Origin of the sequence: Butyrivibrio sp. (assembly GCF_017635265.1) — a bacterium.
Classification (GTDB): domain Bacteria; phylum Bacillota; class Clostridia; order Lachnospirales; family Lachnospiraceae; genus Butyrivibrio.
This window is the reverse complement of record NZ_JAGBLU010000001.1, coordinates 73,834-91,462: the sequence shown is the minus strand read 5'-3', so window position 1 is coordinate 91,462 and position 17,629 is coordinate 73,834. Positions and strand designations below refer to the sequence as shown.

13 protein-coding genes are annotated in these 17,629 nt (G+C 39.7%); 12 read left to right on the top strand and 1 reads right to left on the bottom strand.

The features are described from left to right. The first annotated feature begins 666 nt into the window (after nt 1-666). The 12 genes from kduI (at nt 667) to J6O61_RS00300 (ending at nt 16,788) form a co-directional block, all read left to right on the top strand. A complete protein-coding gene (kduI, locus tag J6O61_RS00355; protein WP_292208202.1) occupies nt 667-1,530 on the top strand; it encodes a 5-dehydro-4-deoxy-D-glucuronate isomerase in 864 nt (287 codons plus the stop codon). Nucleotides 1,531-1,649: 119 nt separating this feature from the next. Next, nucleotides 1,650-2,489: a gluconate 5-dehydrogenase gene (locus J6O61_RS00350; RefSeq protein ID WP_292208199.1), complete on the top strand. Its 840-nt coding sequence runs from the start codon at nt 1,650-1,652 to the stop codon at nt 2,487-2,489. A gap of 210 nt (nt 2,490-2,699) precedes the next feature. Further along, nucleotides 2,700-3,665, top strand: a complete 966-nt coding sequence (locus tag J6O61_RS00345; protein WP_022775592.1) for a bifunctional 4-hydroxy-2-oxoglutarate aldolase/2-dehydro-3-deoxy-phosphogluconate aldolase — start codon at nt 2,700-2,702, stop codon at nt 3,663-3,665. A gap of 72 nt (nt 3,666-3,737) precedes the next feature. Continuing rightward, complete coding sequence (locus J6O61_RS00340) at nt 3,738-4,763, top strand: sugar kinase (RefSeq protein WP_022775591.1); 1,026 nt, start codon at nt 3,738-3,740, stop codon at nt 4,761-4,763. 311 nt (nt 4,764-5,074) lie between these two features. Then, nucleotides 5,075-6,097 carry a GGDEF domain-containing protein gene (locus tag J6O61_RS00335; RefSeq protein WP_292208196.1) on the top strand — a complete coding sequence of 341 codons (1,023 nt, stop codon included), beginning with the start codon at nt 5,075-5,077 and terminating at the stop codon, nt 6,095-6,097. Nucleotides 6,098-6,103: 6 nt separating this feature from the next. Next, entirely contained in the window at nt 6,104-7,375 is a 1,272-nt protein-coding gene (locus tag J6O61_RS00330; RefSeq protein ID WP_292208193.1) for an HD domain-containing phosphohydrolase, read from the top strand. 129 nt (nt 7,376-7,504) lie between these two features. Then, nucleotides 7,505-8,554, top strand: a complete 1,050-nt coding sequence (locus tag J6O61_RS00325; protein WP_292208190.1) for a LacI family DNA-binding transcriptional regulator — start codon at nt 7,505-7,507, stop codon at nt 8,552-8,554. Between the two features lie 215 nt (nt 8,555-8,769). Next, nucleotides 8,770-9,723, top strand: coding sequence for an ABC transporter permease (locus J6O61_RS00320; RefSeq protein WP_292208188.1), 954 nt, complete (start codon nt 8,770-8,772; stop codon nt 9,721-9,723). Nucleotides 9,724-9,744: 21 nt separating this feature from the next. Beyond that, complete coding sequence (locus J6O61_RS00315) at nt 9,745-10,671, top strand: carbohydrate ABC transporter permease (RefSeq protein WP_292208186.1); 927 nt, start codon at nt 9,745-9,747, stop codon at nt 10,669-10,671. A gap of 230 nt (nt 10,672-10,901) precedes the next feature. Further along, nucleotides 10,902-12,569: an ABC transporter substrate-binding protein gene (locus J6O61_RS00310; protein ID WP_292208183.1), complete on the top strand. Its 1,668-nt coding sequence runs from the start codon at nt 10,902-10,904 to the stop codon at nt 12,567-12,569. 193 nt (nt 12,570-12,762) lie between these two features. After that, nucleotides 12,763-14,628, top strand: coding sequence for a glycoside hydrolase family 35 protein (locus tag J6O61_RS00305; RefSeq protein WP_292208180.1), 1,866 nt, complete (start codon nt 12,763-12,765; stop codon nt 14,626-14,628). Nucleotides 14,629-14,643: 15 nt separating this feature from the next. Further along, entirely contained in the window at nt 14,644-16,788 is a 2,145-nt protein-coding gene (locus tag J6O61_RS00300) for a glycoside hydrolase family 2 TIM barrel-domain containing protein (RefSeq protein WP_292208177.1), read from the top strand. Nucleotides 16,789-16,828: 40 nt separating this feature from the next. On the opposite strand, the gene truA is transcribed toward J6O61_RS00300, so the two are convergent. Continuing rightward, nucleotides 16,829-17,578 (bottom strand): tRNA pseudouridine(38-40) synthase TruA, encoded by a 750-nt coding sequence (gene truA, locus J6O61_RS00295; protein WP_292208174.1) that lies wholly within the window; start codon nt 17,576-17,578, stop codon nt 16,829-16,831. Nucleotides 17,579-17,629 lie beyond the last annotated feature (51 nt).

Genomic DNA, 17,629 nt, shown 5'->3' with positions numbered 1-17,629 from the left:
CAAGAATGCATCAACCAAGCCATTTTAAATCGACTTCGTCGATGAGGCTTGGTTGACTCTTCACTCATATTCTCACGAAATCCGCAGTATATGCGGATTTCTGAAATTCAGTTCAAGAAGTCATACTTTTTTGCAATAACCCAATAAAATCCAATGATACCCATAGATTTGGACAGAGCGATTTAGTAGGAGCAATAGAGACAGTTAATACAAAATAAGAGCCACATTTCCTGTTTTGAATAAGCATGAAAGGAAATGTGGCGAATTATTTTGTATTTACTGTCTCTTTGCGAATACTACCCGAGCTCTGTCCAAATCTATGGGTATCATTGGATTTTTTTCTACTGCACAGATAATGTTTTATGTCCAATTTATCACATTGAAAAATACCCGAGTGAACAGAACTGTGCTTATGCTGTAGATTCATCTGCGTACGATTACAAGAAAGTGCAGTATTAAATGAAAAATACAGCAATTTTTGCAATGTGGATAAGGGGGAAATGTGATAGAATGTAAGAAATATGAAAGCTCTTACATCAGGTCAAGATTTGCAACTTTTCTGTTTAAAAATGAACTGACAAAGAATAAGTTATACCGTATTATGATATTGCGTGAATAAATGGGGTTTGTCCCATATATGATAGTAAAGTTGGAACGGAGGCAGATATGGAACTTAGAACAGCAAGTTCACCAAGAGATGCTAAGCTTTATGATACTCAGAGATTAAGAGAAGAGTATCTTATCGATGATCTGTTTAAACCGGATGAGATCAAGCTTGTCTACAGTCATATAGACAGAATTATCACCGGTTCAGCAGTACCTGTTAAAGAGGAGCTTAAGCTTACAGCTGGAGATGAACTTAGAGCAGATTATTTTTTACAGAGACGTGAGATGGGCGTTATAAATATCGGTGGAGCCGGAGTTATCACCATCGATGGAAAAAAATATGATGTTGATTACAAGCAGGGCATGTATATTGGAATGGGTGCAAAGGATGTTTCTTTTGCAAGCTGTGATGCTGCAAAGCCTGCTAAATTTTACATCAACAGTGCTCCGGCACACAAGACATACCCTACAGTCCTTATTAAGAGAGAGGGAACTCCTTCAGAGGGAGTTGTCATAATAAAGGATGAAAATAAGAAAGAACTTGGATCTCTGGAACAGGCTAATCACAGAGTTATAAATAAATACATTCTTCCGGGGCAGGTTGAGACTTGTCAGCTTGAAATGGGCATGACAGAGCTTAAGCCGGGAAGCGTATGGAATACAATGCCATGTCATACACATGACAGACGTATGGAAGTATATCTTTATTTTGATATTCCTGAGGATGCACTTGTAATGCACTTCATGGGAGAGCCTACAGAGACAAGGCATATAGTTATGAGAAATGAGCAGGCTGTCATCAGCCCCAGCTGGTCAATCCATTCAGGATGCGGAACACAGGCATATACATTCATCTGGGGAATGGTCGGAGAGAATCAGGACTTCGATGATATGGATGATTGTGCTATGCAGGAACTTAAGTAATTTCCTTACGATGTTTTATCGGATTTGGCGTATTTATTAAGTTTTGCAGGCGCGATGCATGGGAGCAGAATTTCATTGTTGTTTCAATAATCAAAACAAAATTTTAGGAGGGTATTAAAATGCAGGATTTTTTAAAGAATTTTTCACTTGAAGGTAAGATTGCCTGGGTTACAGGTGCTTCTTATGGTCTTGGACTTGCTTATGCTGTAGCATTTGCAGAGAGCGGAGCAAGAGTAGTATTCAACGATATCAATCAGGAACTTGTTGACAAGGGAATGGCTGAGTACAAAAAGCTTGGTATCGATGCTTTCGGAGCTGTTTGTGACGTAACAAAAGAAGATCAGGTTCAGAACTTCGTTGCTGATGTTGAAAAGAACGTAGGAACAATTGATATTCTTGTTAACAATGCAGGCATCATCAAGAGAATTCCTATGATAGATATGACAGTAGATCAGTGGCAGCAGGTTATCGATGTTGACCTTACAGGTCCTTTCATCTGCTCAAAGGCTGTACTTCCAGCTATGATCAAGAAAGGAAGCGGAAAGATCATCAACGCTTGCTCAATGATGTCTGAGTTTGGTCGTGAGACAGTATCTGCTTATGCAGCAGCTAAGGGCGGACTTAAGATGCTCACAAGAAACATCTGCTCAGAGTATGGTCAGTTCAATATCCAGTGTAACGCTATTGGACCTGGTTACATTGCAACTCCTCAGACAGCACCTCTTCGTGAGAAACAGCCTGATGGATCAATGCATCCATTTGACAGATTTATCCGTTCAAAGACACCTGCTCAGAGATGGGGCAAGACAGAAGACCTTATGGGACTTGCTGTATTCCTTGCATCACCTGCTTCTGACTTTATCAACGGTCAGGTTGTATATATTGATGGTGGTATTTCAGCATACATCGGACAGGATCCAAGTAACCTCGATCCTTCAAAGTTCCAGGATGTTGACTAACAGCAGATAAAAGTTACAGATGCATTTGCGCTTGCGCAGTAATGCATCTGCAACTTTGAGATGCGCCATCAATGAGGAAAAAAGATAAACGAATGAATATGAGTTTATCGATTTCCGAATTGATGGAGCGATTACGCGAACGAAGTGAAGTAATCGCGGTGTTAGTCAAATGAATATATTAAATTTTTTTTAAAATAGAAAGGCAATAAAATGGATAAGATTTGTGAAGAACTTTACAGAATTGGTATTGTACCAGTAATCGCTATCGACGATGCAAAGGATGCTGAGCCTCTTGCAGAAGCTCTTATAAAGGGAGGACTTCCTGCTGCTGAGGTTACATTCCGTACAGCAGCTGCTGAGGAAGCTATCAGGATCATCTCTCAGAAATTCCCTGAGATGATCGTTGGTGCAGGCACAGTACTTAATGCTGAGCAGGCTGACAGAGCAAAGGCTGCAGGAGCTAAGTTTATTGTAAGCCCTGGATTTAACAGATCAAACATTGAGTACATTCAGTCAATCGGAGTACCTGTTGTTCCCGGAACAGCAACACCTGGCGAAGTTGAGCAAGCTATCGAACTTGGTCTTGATTGTGTTAAGTTCTTCCCTGCTGAGCAGAACGGTGGAATTGCAAAGATCAAAGCTATGGCAGCACCTTACACAAAGATGCACTTCATGCCTACTGGCGGAGTCAATAAGAACAACCTTAACGATTACCTCAGCTTCAACAAAGTATTCTGCTGTGGTGGTAGCTGGATGGTTAAGAAGGACCTCATTTCTGCAGGTAAGTTTGATGAGATCGAAGCTATGACAAGAGACGCTGTAAATGCTATGCTTGGCTTCAAGCTTAAGCACATCGGAATCAACCAGGATAGCGCTGAGGCTGCTGAGGCTGTTGCAGATAAGTTTGATGCTCTCTTTGGCCTTACAAAGAAAGTTGGCAATTCTTCTGTATTTGCTGGATCAGCTGTAGAAGTTATGAAGTCTAAGGGCCGTGGAACATGCGGACACATTGCTATTGGATGCAATAACATCGACAGAGCTGTATATCATCTTTCTAAGCAGGGCGTTAAATTTGATGAGTCTTCATTCTCATATGATGCAGACAATCATCTTAAGGTTGCTTATCTTGCTGATGATTTCGGCGGATTTGCTGTTCACCTTGGCAAGAATGAGTAATTTTGTTACTAAAACATTTAACACATATATCTAATCTACACTTTAGCGCAGTAATGAAAGGAATTAATTATTATGTCAAAGAAAGTTGTTACATTTGGTGAGATCATGCTTCGTCTTCAGCCTGATAACTATTTAAGATTCGTTCAGGTTGATCATCTTGAGGCTACATTTGGTGGCGGAGAGGCAAACGTTTCTGTTTCTCTTGCAAACTACGGACTTGATTCAGTTTACGTTACAAAGCTTCCTAAGCACGAAATTGGACAGGCTGCAGTTAACTCACTTAGAAAATATGGCGTAGATACATCTAAGATCACAAGAGGTGGCGACAGAGTAGGTATCTACTACAACGAGAAAGGTGCTTCACAGAGAGGCTCAAAGTGCATCTATGATAGAGCACATTCAGCAATTGCTGAGGCTGTTCCTGCAGACTTCAATTGGGATGAGATCTTCGAAGGTGCTGAGTGGTTCCACTTCACAGGAATTACTCCAGCTGTAAGTGATTCACTTGCTGAGATCACTCTTGAGGCTGCTAAGAAGGCTAAAGAGCACGGACTTACAGTTTCATGTGACCTTAACTACAGAGGTAAGCTCTGGAGCAAGGAAAAAGCCGGAAAGGTTATGGGCGAGATCTGTAAGTATGTTGACGTTTGTATCGCAAACGAAGAGGATGCTGCTGATGTATTTGGAATCGCTGCTTCTTCTACAGACGTTACAACAGGTAAGCTCAACAGAGAGGGCTACATCGAAGTTGCTCAGAAGCTCACAGATAGATTTGGATTCAAGAAAGTTGCTATTACACTTCGTGAGTCAATCTCAGCTAATGATAACAACTGGAGCGCAATGCTTTACACAGATGGACAGGCTTATTTCTCAAAGAAATATGCTCTTCGTATCGTTGACCGTGTTGGTGGCGGTGATTCATTCGGTGGCGGACTTATCTACAGCTGCGTAAATGAGTTCGATCCTCAGGCAACAATCGAATTCGCTGTAGCTGCTTCAGCTCTTAAGCACACAATCGAAGGTGACTTCAACCTTGTAACTGTTGACGAAGTTAACAAGCTTGCAGGTGGAGACGGGTCAGGACGTATCCAGAGATAATTATTATTCTTGTGATAAAAGCCTTTTTAGTGAAAAAGAAATTCTTTTTCCTAAAAAGGCTTTTTCTGTTGAAACTAAATTGCCAAAAAACATAAAAATTCTATAAATTATCACAAAGAAATGGACCCTATTTAGTATAATGAAGTCGTAGTAAAGGTAGAAGATTAGGCGATAAAGGGGCTTTATTTTTGGCTATTTCAGGTTGGATAATTTTAAATTTTTACACGGCACTTTTATTGGTTCTTGTTCTTATATTTCAGGGAAAAACCAATAATACAAAGTCGGCGGAACGTTTTGTTCAACTGGTTGTTATGACCTTAATACTGGTCATAGCAGAAACTATTGGACATATCGGGGAACTATACCCTGAAAAATATGCAATAGGGATGAAGATTGGATACTATATTATTTATGCGTTGGATCCGGCAGATTATCTTTTTGCTATTTTATATATCAATTGCTGGCTTGATGAATCAAAAGCTAAATGTCAAAAAGAAGTTACATATATATACAGAGCATTTATGGGAATAAATTTTGTTTTGGTTACAGTATCTGTTCTGTTTAATTTGGATTGGTTCTATTATTTTGATGGTATTAACTATTTAAGAGGACCGTTCTTCCTTGTGAGAGGTATTCTTATTTTAGTGTTCTGTGTTTTGTTATCGGTATACGTGATACTTAACTTTAATGCAATTTATTCCGGATATCAGAAACCTATTTTGGCGCTGCCGCTGATTGCTTTGGCGGGCGGATGCCTGCAGGTTTTTTTCACAGAAATGAATATGACATATGGTTCGATAGCTATAGGGATTCTGATTCTCTTTTTCTACCTTCAAAGCAAAAACCTTGATATAGATTATCTTACAGGAGCACTTAACAGAAGAGGAATAGATATTGTTATGGAAAACAATATAAAAACCTCATTGTCCACAGGGCATCGGTTTTCCGCTATAATGCTGGATTTGGACAGGTTTAAAGAAATTAATGATACATATGGTCACAATGAAGGCGACTATGCTCTTAAGATAGTATCAACAATATTGTTTAAGGTTTTTTCTAACGAGGCTGCAATAGGAAGATTTGGCGGTGATGAGTTCTGTGTTATTTGCAGCATAGATTCTCAGGATGAATTGGAAGATCGAATAGAATTAATAGATGATGAGTTGGATAAATGGAATTACAGAGGTGAAAAACCATATAAACTTGAAGTTAGCATGGGAAGTATGATTTATAATCCTGCTGAGTCCATGTCAGTAAAACAGTTTCAGATAGCTATAGACGAGCTCATGTATATCCAAAAAAGAAAGCATCATTTAGCTGACAATAGAAGGTGATAAGGCATGAAATTAGGTAAAACAACAAAACTGGTGATTGTTTTTCTGTCGCTGTTTGTTATTCTGTTTGTCGCATATTATACCGTTGACATCATTGCGAACAACTACGTATCTGCTTCTTATGAAGAAAACATAAGTCTTACCGGTGCCAGATTGTCTGATGAGTTCTATTCAAGTATGACAAAGGCTGCTACCTGGGAGAGCGCGACGGGGTATGCTTCACAATTTGATTTTGAGGTATATAACACGGGAAATAGTAATCTGTCAAATTGGATAATTAAGATTGAGCTGCCAAGTGGTTCCAAACTCGAAAACTATTGGGGAGTTGAAGCGGCTTTTGACGAGAGCAGTTGTTTTTTGTATCTGAAGCCAACATACTACAACAATGTTATTTATTCAGGTGAGAATATTGTTTTTGGAATAATAGTAACGATGGATGAGGTGTTTACACCTACGGAGATCAGTATAAAGGGATATAAGATATCTTCAGAGCTGACGGATATGATAAAGAGAATTATATTGCTGCTCATTATAGTTCTTATTATCGTATTTGTCGGGCTTTTGGTTACAAGGGTCAATGTCAGAAACTACAAAGAAAGACAGAGAAATGATGTAAAAATTATTCTGCAATCAATGAATACCTTCATTAATTTCATTGATGCAAAAGATCCCTATACAAGAGGCCATTCCAGAAGAGTTGCCATGTATGCCGCTGAAATTGCCAAAAGAATGGGACTTTCAGAGGATGAGATTCAAAATATATATTATGCAGGGCTCTTGCATGATGCAGGAAAAATTAGTGTTCCCGATGCGGTGCTCAATAAACCCGGTAAGCTCTCTGATGAGGAGAGAAAAGCTATTCAGAATCATACGGTAGCAGGCGGTAAAATGCTGCTTCAGTTGTCATCTCTTAGAGGGGTAAGGGAAACAGCTCTTTATCACCATGAGAGATATGATGGAACAGGATATCCGGATGGTCTTAAAGGCGATATTATTCCTTTATATGCCAGAATAGTCGGAGTTGCTGATTCTTATGACGCTATGTCGAGTAACCGTGTGTATAGAAGGCATTTGAACAAGGATGAGATAATAGAAGAGATTCAAAAGGGTGCAGGAACGCAGTTTGATCCATCTATAGTTAAATACATGGTTGATATGATCAATGACGGATATGTAAACGTAGTTAAGATGGAAACGGCGGAAGCGGATGACGATCATGAAAAATTCCACCTTACTGAGGATGATATCCCAGGCGTATATATGGGCTTTCAGCAATGAGCTGAGAGCCCATTTTTTTGCTAAAGTACTGAGAGCCCATTTTTTGCTAAAGTAGTTGACAATAAAAAGCATATTTCGTAATATTAATTTTGAAATCGGTTTCAGACAGTCCCCAAGACGGAGTTTCTTATGGAAAAAGAAAAGCTGAATACCGCAAAAACCATAACAATCTATGATATTGCCAAGGAGGCAGGAGTTTCTGCGTCCACTGTTTCTCGCGTACTTACAGGAAGCGCGTCTGTCCGCAAGGAAAAGAAAGAAAGAATCCAAAAGATAATTGAAAAGTACAATTTTAAGCCCAATGCACTGGCAAAAGGGCTATCTGATACATCAACAAAAACTATCGGAGTAATAGCGGCAGATATCAGGAACCCTTTTTATGCAAGCTTGTTTGTCTCATGTGAGTTGGCCGCAGAAGCTGCGGGGTACAGTGTTGTTCTTGCCAATTCATTAGGTGTTAAAGAAAGAGAAGTCAATCAGCTTGACTATTTGATGCAGCAGAGAGTGGATGCCATCATTCAGATAGGCGGAAGAGTAGATGACCTTGTTACCGATGATTCTTACGCTGAAAAGCTTAGGGATATATGCAAAACTACACCTGTTGTAGTTACAGGAAAGATAGATAAAGCTCCCGTATACAGCGTCTCAATTAATCAGACAAAGGCCATGGATATTATCATGGAACACCTGATAGGACTTGGACATGAGAAGATAGCAATGGTTGGCGGACTTATGAGAGTTGTGTCAACATATAATAAGTATAACAGCTACGTGGAAAATCTAAAAAAGCATGGCATTGCTGTAAAAGGAGAGTATGTCATTAATGGAAATTACGATCCTGTTTCCGGATATGAAGGTACGAACAAGCTGCTTGAATTAAGTGAACAGCCTACAGCCATAGTTGCCATAAATGACTTTGCTGCTTCCGGAGCTCTCAGGAGTATAAGAGAACATGGACTTAGAGTGCCTGAGGATATATCAGTAGTAAGCTTTGATAATACTTACACAGCAGATATTCTCTCACCAAAGCTTACAAGTATTGATTATGATTATGACCATTTTGGAAAAATGCTGGTAGATACAGCCATTGCAGTAATCAAAGGACAAAAAACAGATGATAATCAGATGGTTGAGCCCAGGCTGGTATTTAGAGAAAGTACAGGAAAGGCACCTGATTAATCATTTTCAACAAAAAACAGGCGGAGTTATTAAAATAACTCCGTTTTTTTGTTGCATATTGCCAAAAGTGCAATCGGTTTCAAAAAATGCATTGAAATAATATGTCAATTATGATTAAATATTATTATGAAATCGGTTGCATAAGGTAAAAATGCACAATATGGGGACTGTGCCGTGATGATTGCAACCAAAAAGTTTTTTAGTAGGAGGATATTATGTTAAAAAGAAGCAAGACAACTTCTACAGGAGTCAGGAAACGCGGTGTTTTGGAAACACTATGGAGATACAGAGTTCTGGAACTTATGTGTTTGCCGGCAGTAGTATTTTTCTTTTTGTTCAGTTACATGCCTATGCCGGGCATATGGGTGGCTTTTGTAAAATACAATTATCGTAAAGGAATTTTCGGAAGTAAATTTGTAGGACTTCAGAATTTTGAATTCCTTGCAGAGTCGGGAAAGCTCTTTTCCCTGACAAGAAACACAGTACTTTACAACCTGGCGTTTATTATTCTTGGTAATCTTGTTGCGGTTCTTATCGCTATATTGTTAAATGAGATCAGAGCCAAGATGTTTAAGAAGGTATCACAGACACTTATGTTTTTACCTTACTTTATTTCTCAGGTTTTGGTTGGTCTTTTGGTTTATTCCCTTTTGAACTATGATACAGGATTTGTAAATGAAATCCTTACTGCACTTGGAAAAGCAAAGTGGCAGCCATATTCAGATCCAAGCGTATGGCCATGGCTCATTGTCCTGATCCACTTGTGGCAGCAGACAGGTTACAATTCAGTTGTTTACTTTGCTGCTATTTGCGGAATTGATGCAGAGATCATTGAGGCTTCAAAGGTTGATGGTGCTAATGCTTTCCAGCGTATCAGATACATTATCCTTCCATCACTTCGTCCTACAATTGTTATTTTGCTTTTGTTTGCTCTGGGTGGAATTGTAAGAGGTAACTTCGGACTGTTCTGGAACATAATCGGTTCTAACTCAGTTCTTTATGAGACAACGGATATTATTGAGACTTTCGTATATAGAGCTACAATGTCAGATTTCAATTTCTCAACTGCTTCAGCGGTTGGTTTCTACCAGTCAATAGTTGGCTTTATTATAGTAATGCTTGCTAACTTTGCGGTTAAGAAGATAGATCCTGACTACTCTTTATTCTAAAAAAGAAGGAGAAATTGAGAAATGGCAAAAAGTAAAGATATGGAGTTTGAAGTAGGAAACTCCAAGATTAAACTTGGAAAATCGGATTACGTTGTAAGAGGACTCGGTTATGTGCTTGTTACTCTTTATGCAATAGCTTGCGTATTTCCTTTCCTCATTATTATTGGAACATCATTTACAAGTGAATCATATATAAGAGCTCACGGAGTTCAGCTCATTCCAAGAGATGTAACTTTGAAAGCTTACGAGATGGTAATTGTCAGCGGAAATATCTGGAAGTCATATGGTCTTACAATCATGATGACTCTGGTAGGAACAGTTTGCGGTCTTCTTATTATCGCCATGACCGGTTATGCACTTCAGAGAAAAGACTTCCCGCTTAGAAATGCAATTTCTTTCTACATTTATTTCACAAGTCTTTTTAGTGCCGGACTTGCACCATATTACCTTTTGATGACACAGACATATAAGCTTCTCGACAGCTATCTTGCGGTTTTACTTCCGCTTATGATGTCACCTTGGCTTATTATTCTTATGAAGAATTTCATCAAACAGATTCCTCATGAGATTACAGAGTCGGGAAAAATTGACGGAGCAGGAGATATGACAGTTTTTATTTATCTTATCTTGCCTATGATTAAGCCTGCACTTGCTACAATAGGTCTTTTCCTTGCTCTTGGTTATTGGAATGAGTGGTATCAGTCATCACTTTTCCTTACAGCTAAAGTAACAGTTAAGCCGCTTCAGTACACACTTTATGAAATTGTCAATAAGCTTGATGCACTTCGTAATTCAGTTGCCGGACAGTACGTAACACTTACAGATATTCCTGAGCAGAGTGTAAAGATGGCTAACGCAGTTTTGGCAACAGGACCTATCGTACTTCTTTATCCATTCGTTCAGAAGTATTTCATTGGTGGTATTACGGTTGGTGCTGTTAAGGGCTAACGCATTTTTTATTACATAACCATTTTGCGGACGCTTTCGCTCCGTAGAATACGCAGCAGTACTAAGCCTGTAAAAAACACAGGCTAAGTACCGGCGTATTCTAAGGCTCGCAAAATTGCTTATGCAAAAATAAATGCTCGCCGTTAACTGCCACATGATTTTATGTGAATGAACTCTGCATTTTGCGGATTCAGATACTTATTTTCTTATTATCAAGAAGGAGGAAAAAAATGAAGAAAAAGTTATTAGCAACATTACTTAGCGCAAGCCTGGTAATGGGAGTTGCTGCTTGTGGCTCATCTACAGCAGAGAACACAACAACTGGTAGTGACACAACTGCTACACAGACAGAGTCAACAACAAGCACAGAGAGCACAGATTCATCTGCAAGCGCAGACGCTGCTGCAATCGACACATCTGAACACGTTGTTATCAATTACATGACAACAGGAGATCCGCCGGAGGCAGGAAGCGAGAAGGAAGCTAACCTTAATGAGATGCTTGATCAGCTCAATGCGATCCTTACAGAAAAGGTTAATGCAGAACTTCAGATTTACTATATTCCTTGGACAGATTATCTTTCAAACTACAACCTTACACTTGCTCGTATGGACGGTAGTGTAGACCTTGTAGGAACAGCATCTGACTGGCTTGATGCTTGGCCAAATGCTAAGAATGGTGCTTTCCTTGAGCTCTCAGAGGATATGCTTAAGACATATGCACCTCAGACATGGGCAAGCGTTCCTGCAGATCACTGGGAACTTTGCAAATACAATGGTGAGATCTATCTTATCCCTGAAGACAATTATGCACAGTGGACAAACCACGGCTGGATCTATCGTCTTGACTGGGCTAAGGAAGCTGGTCTTGCAAATGGCGTTCACAGCTGGGAAGACATGACAACATATGTTATGTGGTGCAAAGAAAACAAGCCAGATCTTAAGTATGTTTGGGATTCAGACGGAACACAGTATTCACAGATGGCTAACGGCTGGATCGCATCACATACAAACTTCGTAGCAGTTGATGGTATCTGCTCAGGTGCTCTTTGGGGTGGTACAAAGGATGACCTTTACACAATCACAACACCTGTAATGACAGAGACAGAGTCACTTGTTGAGTATGCAAAGCTTATGAAGGAATGGGCTCAGGCTGGTATCTGGCCAACAGACGTACTTAACAACACATCAGGAAGTAACCGTGATGAGTTCCGTGTAGGCGATGTTGCTGTAGAGCAGCACCATACACAGACATGGACAGATCTTTGCTCAGCAACTCCTGCAAACACAATTTTCCAGGATGATCCGGAAGCTGAAGTAGGATTCTTCTATTGGGGCGAAGAGACTCAGAACGTTGTAGCTCTTTCAATTACACACGGTGCTATGGCTGTTTCTGCAGGAAGTGCAAACCCAGAGCGTGCTCTTATGGTTTATGACCTTTTAAGAAACGATCCTGAGTGCTACAAGCTCTTCTGCTATGGTATTGAAGGAAAGTCATGGGAACTTGATTCTAACGGACTTCGTACAACACCTGCTTCATACAACTCAGAAACTGAGAACATCAACGGTATGACAAACTACTGGTGGGGCAGAAACGACGACCTTGAGATCAAGGACGCTACAAGAAACTGGGATGCTATCGATGCACTCTATGCTGAATATGACAAGATCAAGATTGACTATCCATATGGTCAGTTCGTTCCTGAAGTAGACAGCATCCAGGGCAAGATTGATAACTGTAACGAACAGTATACAAACTACATGAAGCAGATTTCTTTCGGCCTTTACAATGGAAGTGCTGAGGATATCGTAGCTGAAATGCAGGCAGCTCTTAAGACTGCAGGTATTGATGATGTTACAGCAGAACTTCAGGCTCAGTTCGATGCTCTTTATAAGTAATCATTAGGAGCAGACCTAAAAACATTAAAAAAGGGAATACTGTTGATTTAACAGTATTCCCTTTTATACTACAAGGAATGAATTTTTATGATATAATGAACGCTCCGCATTATGATTTTATTTTTATATATTTATATTTTGATGAAAAAAATGTGGGTATATAAGGATAAAAACTTAATTATAGGAGATTGTTATGGGAAAATTTGAAATCAAAGATACGTTTATTCTTGACGGTGAACCTTTTAAGGTTATATCCGGTTCTTTTCATTATTTCAGGACTGTTCCTGAGTACTGGAGAGACAGGCTTGAAAAGCTTAAAGCTCTCGGCTGCAATACGGTGGAGACATATATACCATGGAATCTTACTGAGCCTAAAAAAGGTGAGTTTAATTTTGAAGGACTCTGTGATGTGGAAAAATTCATCCAGACTGCCACAGAGCTTGGACTTTATATTATAATAAGACCTTCACCATATATCTGCGCAGAGTGGGAATTTGGCGGTCTTCCGGCATGGCTTTTAAAGGACAGAAATATGCGCCTTCGTGTAAGTTATAAGCCATTTTTGGATGCTGTGGAGGATTATTATAAGGTTCTTTTACCCAAAATCACAAAGTACCAGATTGACAATGGCGGAAATATTATTCTCATGCAGATTGAGAATGAGTATGGATATTATGCCAATGATCATGAATACATGAAATTTATGTCAGATCTTATGAAAAAATATGGTGTAACAGTGCCGCTTATTACATCTGACGGACCATATCATGAAAGCTATCGAGGCGGATTTGCCGAAGGTGCGCATCCTACAGGGAATTTTGGCTCCAAAACGGAAGAGAGATTTAATGTAATAAAGGAATACACAAAGGGTGGACCGCTTATGTGTGCTGAATTCTGGGTAGGCTGGTTTGATCATTGGGGCAACGGCGGTCATATGAAGGGAAATCTTGTACAGAGTACTGAGGATCTTGACAAAATGCTCGAACTTGGTAATGTTAGTATTTACATGTTCCAGGGAGGCACTAACTTTGGATTTATGAATGGCTCCAATTACTACGACGAGCTTACTCCCGATGTTACGAGCTATGACTATGATGGGATTCTTACAGAGGATGGCCAAATTACTGAGAAATACAAAAAATATAAAGAGGTCATTTCAAAGTACGTGGATGTTCCTGATGTTAAGCTTTCAATGGATATTAAGAGAAAGAGCTATGGCAAACTTACTTGCTCGGAAAAGGTAAGTCTTTTCTCAGTAGTTGATGATCTTAGCACTCCGGTACACCTGCCATATACTGTAAACATGGAGGAACTTGACCAGAGCTACGGCTATATTCTTTACAGATCAAGACTTCATTCAGAAGCCGGCATAGCAAAGCTTAAATTGTGGGAAACTGCAGACAGAGCCAATGTATTTGTGGATGAAAATCCTCTTATTACGCTTTATGACCATGAACTTGATGAAGAACATAATATTCCTATGGAGAAATACCTTGCCTGCAGTCAACCGGCGCAGATGCTTGCCGGAAAGTTCATGATGGAGAATGGACTAACTCCCGAAACTGCAGCAGCCGCAATCGGTGAGGCAGGGCTTTCTACAGGAACACTTGAAGGTCTTAATGAGAAATTTGATGTCCTGGTTGAAAATATGGGAAGAGTAAACTTTGGACCTCGTATGGAGACACAGAGAAAAGGAATCGGAAGATGCGTTCAGATCAATGGACATATCCACAATGACTGGGACATTTATACACTTCCTCTTGATAATATAGAAAAAGTTGACTTTACCAAGGAGTACAAAGAGGGAACTCCGGCCTTTTATCGCTTTACTTTAGATGTAAAAGATAAAGCAGATACATTTTTGGACTTTGAAGGATGGGGAAAAGGTGTTATATTCTTAAATGGGTTTAATCTCGGAAGATTTTGGGAAATTGGTCCGCAGAAGAGATTATATATACCTGCACCGCTTCTTAAAGATGGTGAGAATGAGATCATTATCTTTGAGACAGATGGCAAACATACAGATACTATAGAATTAAAGGATGAGCCATCCTTATAATCCCAGAGAGGACATATGGATACAAAAAGAATAACACTAACTAATAATTGGAAATTTCACTACGGAGAGTGCGAAGATGCCTGGTATAAAGGCTATGATGACAGCAGCTGGGAGGATGTAACGGTTCCCCACGACTTTTCTGTAACTTCACCTTTTTCCAAGGATTATTCAAGCGGCACAGGCTATCTTCGTGGAGGAATAGCATGGTACAGGATAAGTATCCGTATTCCGGAGGAATACAGAGGGAAAAAGATAACCCTTATATTTGATGGTATATATAAAAACAGCTATGTATGGGTCAACAGCTATTTTATGGGTAAAAGACCTTATGGCTATTCTGAGATAGCTTATGACATTTCAGGACAGGCCAGCTTTGGTGAAGAACTTACACAGGTAAGTGTAAAAGTTGTTCACACAGATATAGCTGATTCCAGATGGTTTACGGGAAGCGGTATAACACGTAAGGTTACTCTTATGATTTCAGAGCAGGTAGCTCCTGTAGTTGGCGGAATTTTCTTTAAGTGTGACAGTGTTGAAAAAGACGGCAAGAAAACAATTGCCAAAGTTTCTGTCAGAAATGAGATATATTGTGGTGTGTCGGGGATTGGCAAAAAAAAGAAGACCAAGGTCATTTCTCAGAGTACGCTCCTTGACAACGATGGGAAAATAGCCCTTGTGATGCAGGGAGAGTTGTCTGCATCAGAGGGAAAAACAGAAATAATAGGTTTATCGGGGTCTTTTAAAAGCCCAAAGCTCTGGGCTCCGGATTCACCATATCTTTATACCCTGGAAACCAGATTGTCAGTGGACGGAAAGAGCTATCTTGTTGATACCAGAAAAGTAGGCATAAGAACCTTTTCTTTTGACCCTAATAAGGGATTTTCATTAAATGGAAAGAGCATGAAGTTTAAAGGTGTCTGTGTTCATCATGATGGCGGATGTTTGGGCGCTGCCATGAAAAAAGAAGTGTGGAGAAGACGACTTGAACTTTTGAAAAAATCAGGTTGTAATGCCATAAGATGCAGCCATAATCCTCATATGCCGGAACTTTATGATTTATGTGATGAAATTGGTTTTATGATGATGGATGAGGCTTTTGATGAATGGGAGAACCCCAAGAATAAGTGGTCAACGGGGCATAACGTTTATCCGCCAAAGCATCAGGGCTACTATGAAGACTTCCCTATGTGGCATGAAATTGATCTCAGAACCATGATAAGAAGAGATAGAAATCACCCATCAGTGATTCTGTACAGCATAGGTAATGAGATAGATTATCCCAATGATCCGTATTGTCACCCTATGTTTTCTGAAATGACCGGAAACAATGACAACAATAAGCCTGCAGCCGAGAGGCAGTATGATGTAAATAAGCCAAACATGGAGCGCCTTTCAGTTATTGCCAAAGAGCTTGTTTCAATAGTTAAGGATGAGGATTCAACAAGACCTGTAACCGTTGCGGCAGCATTTCCTGAGCTTTCCACAAGGATAGGCTTTATTGATGAACTTGATGTAGTTGGTTATAACTATAAAGAGCATTTATATGAGCAGGATCATAAACGTTTCCCAAAAAAGACATTTTTGGGAAGTGAAAACGGACATAGTCCTGAAGCATGGAAAGTTGTCAAGGACAATGATTATGTGTGTGGACAGTTCTTATGGACGGGAATTGATTATCTGGGAGAGGCTTTGGGATGGCCTGTAAGAGGATCATCTGCCGGATTTATTACGACTGCCGGTTTTGCCAAAGAAGAGTTTTATGAGAGAAGCAAACTTTGGGGTGGCGTAGGACTTACCAAAAAGCAATCCGATGAAGTTACTGTAGAACTTTGGAAACCTGAACTATGTTGTGATATGAATCTAAAGTCGGAATTCATAGAAAATCACAAAGAGATAGGATACATTTATCAGGTTCTTGTAAAGGTTCCTGAGAATCTTCCTGAAAAGGATATTCTTGTTCAGGTAACGGGAGCCGGAGAACTTGCAGGAATTGATAATGGTGATTTATCAGATCTTACACCGTACACAGCCAATTACAGAAAGACACTTGGCGGAGAACTTGTAATCTATATTAAGAGACTTGCTACAGGCAAAATAAATGTTGCTGTCAGAGAGGTTATGGAAGAAAAGTCGAGTGTTCTTGCCAAAATAAATATTTGAATTAAAAAGCTCACGCAAGGCACAAGCCGCGTGAGCTTTTTCAGTAGTCTACCTTCATCATGCAAAGACCTTGAGGCGGAGCTGTGGGACCGGCTTTTTGGCGGTCACAGGCACTAAGAATTTCTTTTACGGAATCAACGGGGATACTGCCGTATCCGACCTCTAAAAGAGTCCCTGTAAGAATCCGTACCATGTTCTGAAGAAAACCATTGCCATGGAAATAAATACGGATGTAATTGCCGCTTTCTTCGATGTTTATGGTATCTACACATCTGACTGTAGATTTTTTCATTTTACTGTTACCGCAAAAACTTTTAAAATCATGGGTGCCCACAAGAAATTCAGCGGCTTTTCTCATTTTTTCAACATCCGGTTTGCTATCAAGGATAGTTACATACTTTCTGTCAAAAACGGGCTTTGAATTACCGCACCAGCATGTGTATCTGTAAGTTTTTCCGAGAGCATTATATCTGGCATGAAATCTGTCTGAACAGGCCTTTACTTCGTTTACGCTTATATCTTCAGGAAGATATTTGTTCATATAGTTTTTGATTTCTTCTTCGGTAAGATCGGTGTCAAGAAAAGCATTGGCACAGGTTGCTCTGGCATGGACTCCAGCATCTGTTCGACCGGCGCCTATCAGATTTACCGGTTCATTTTCTGAATTCGTCATTCTTGTTAGTACAGATTCTATCTTGCCCTGAATGGTCATTTCTTTATTTGGCTGCCTTTCCCATCCATAGAATCTTGTTCCATCATAACTTATGATAAATTTGTAGTTTCTTTTCATAAAAAAACCTCGTAAAATAGTGGTGGACAATAGCAAAAACTAATGCTATTA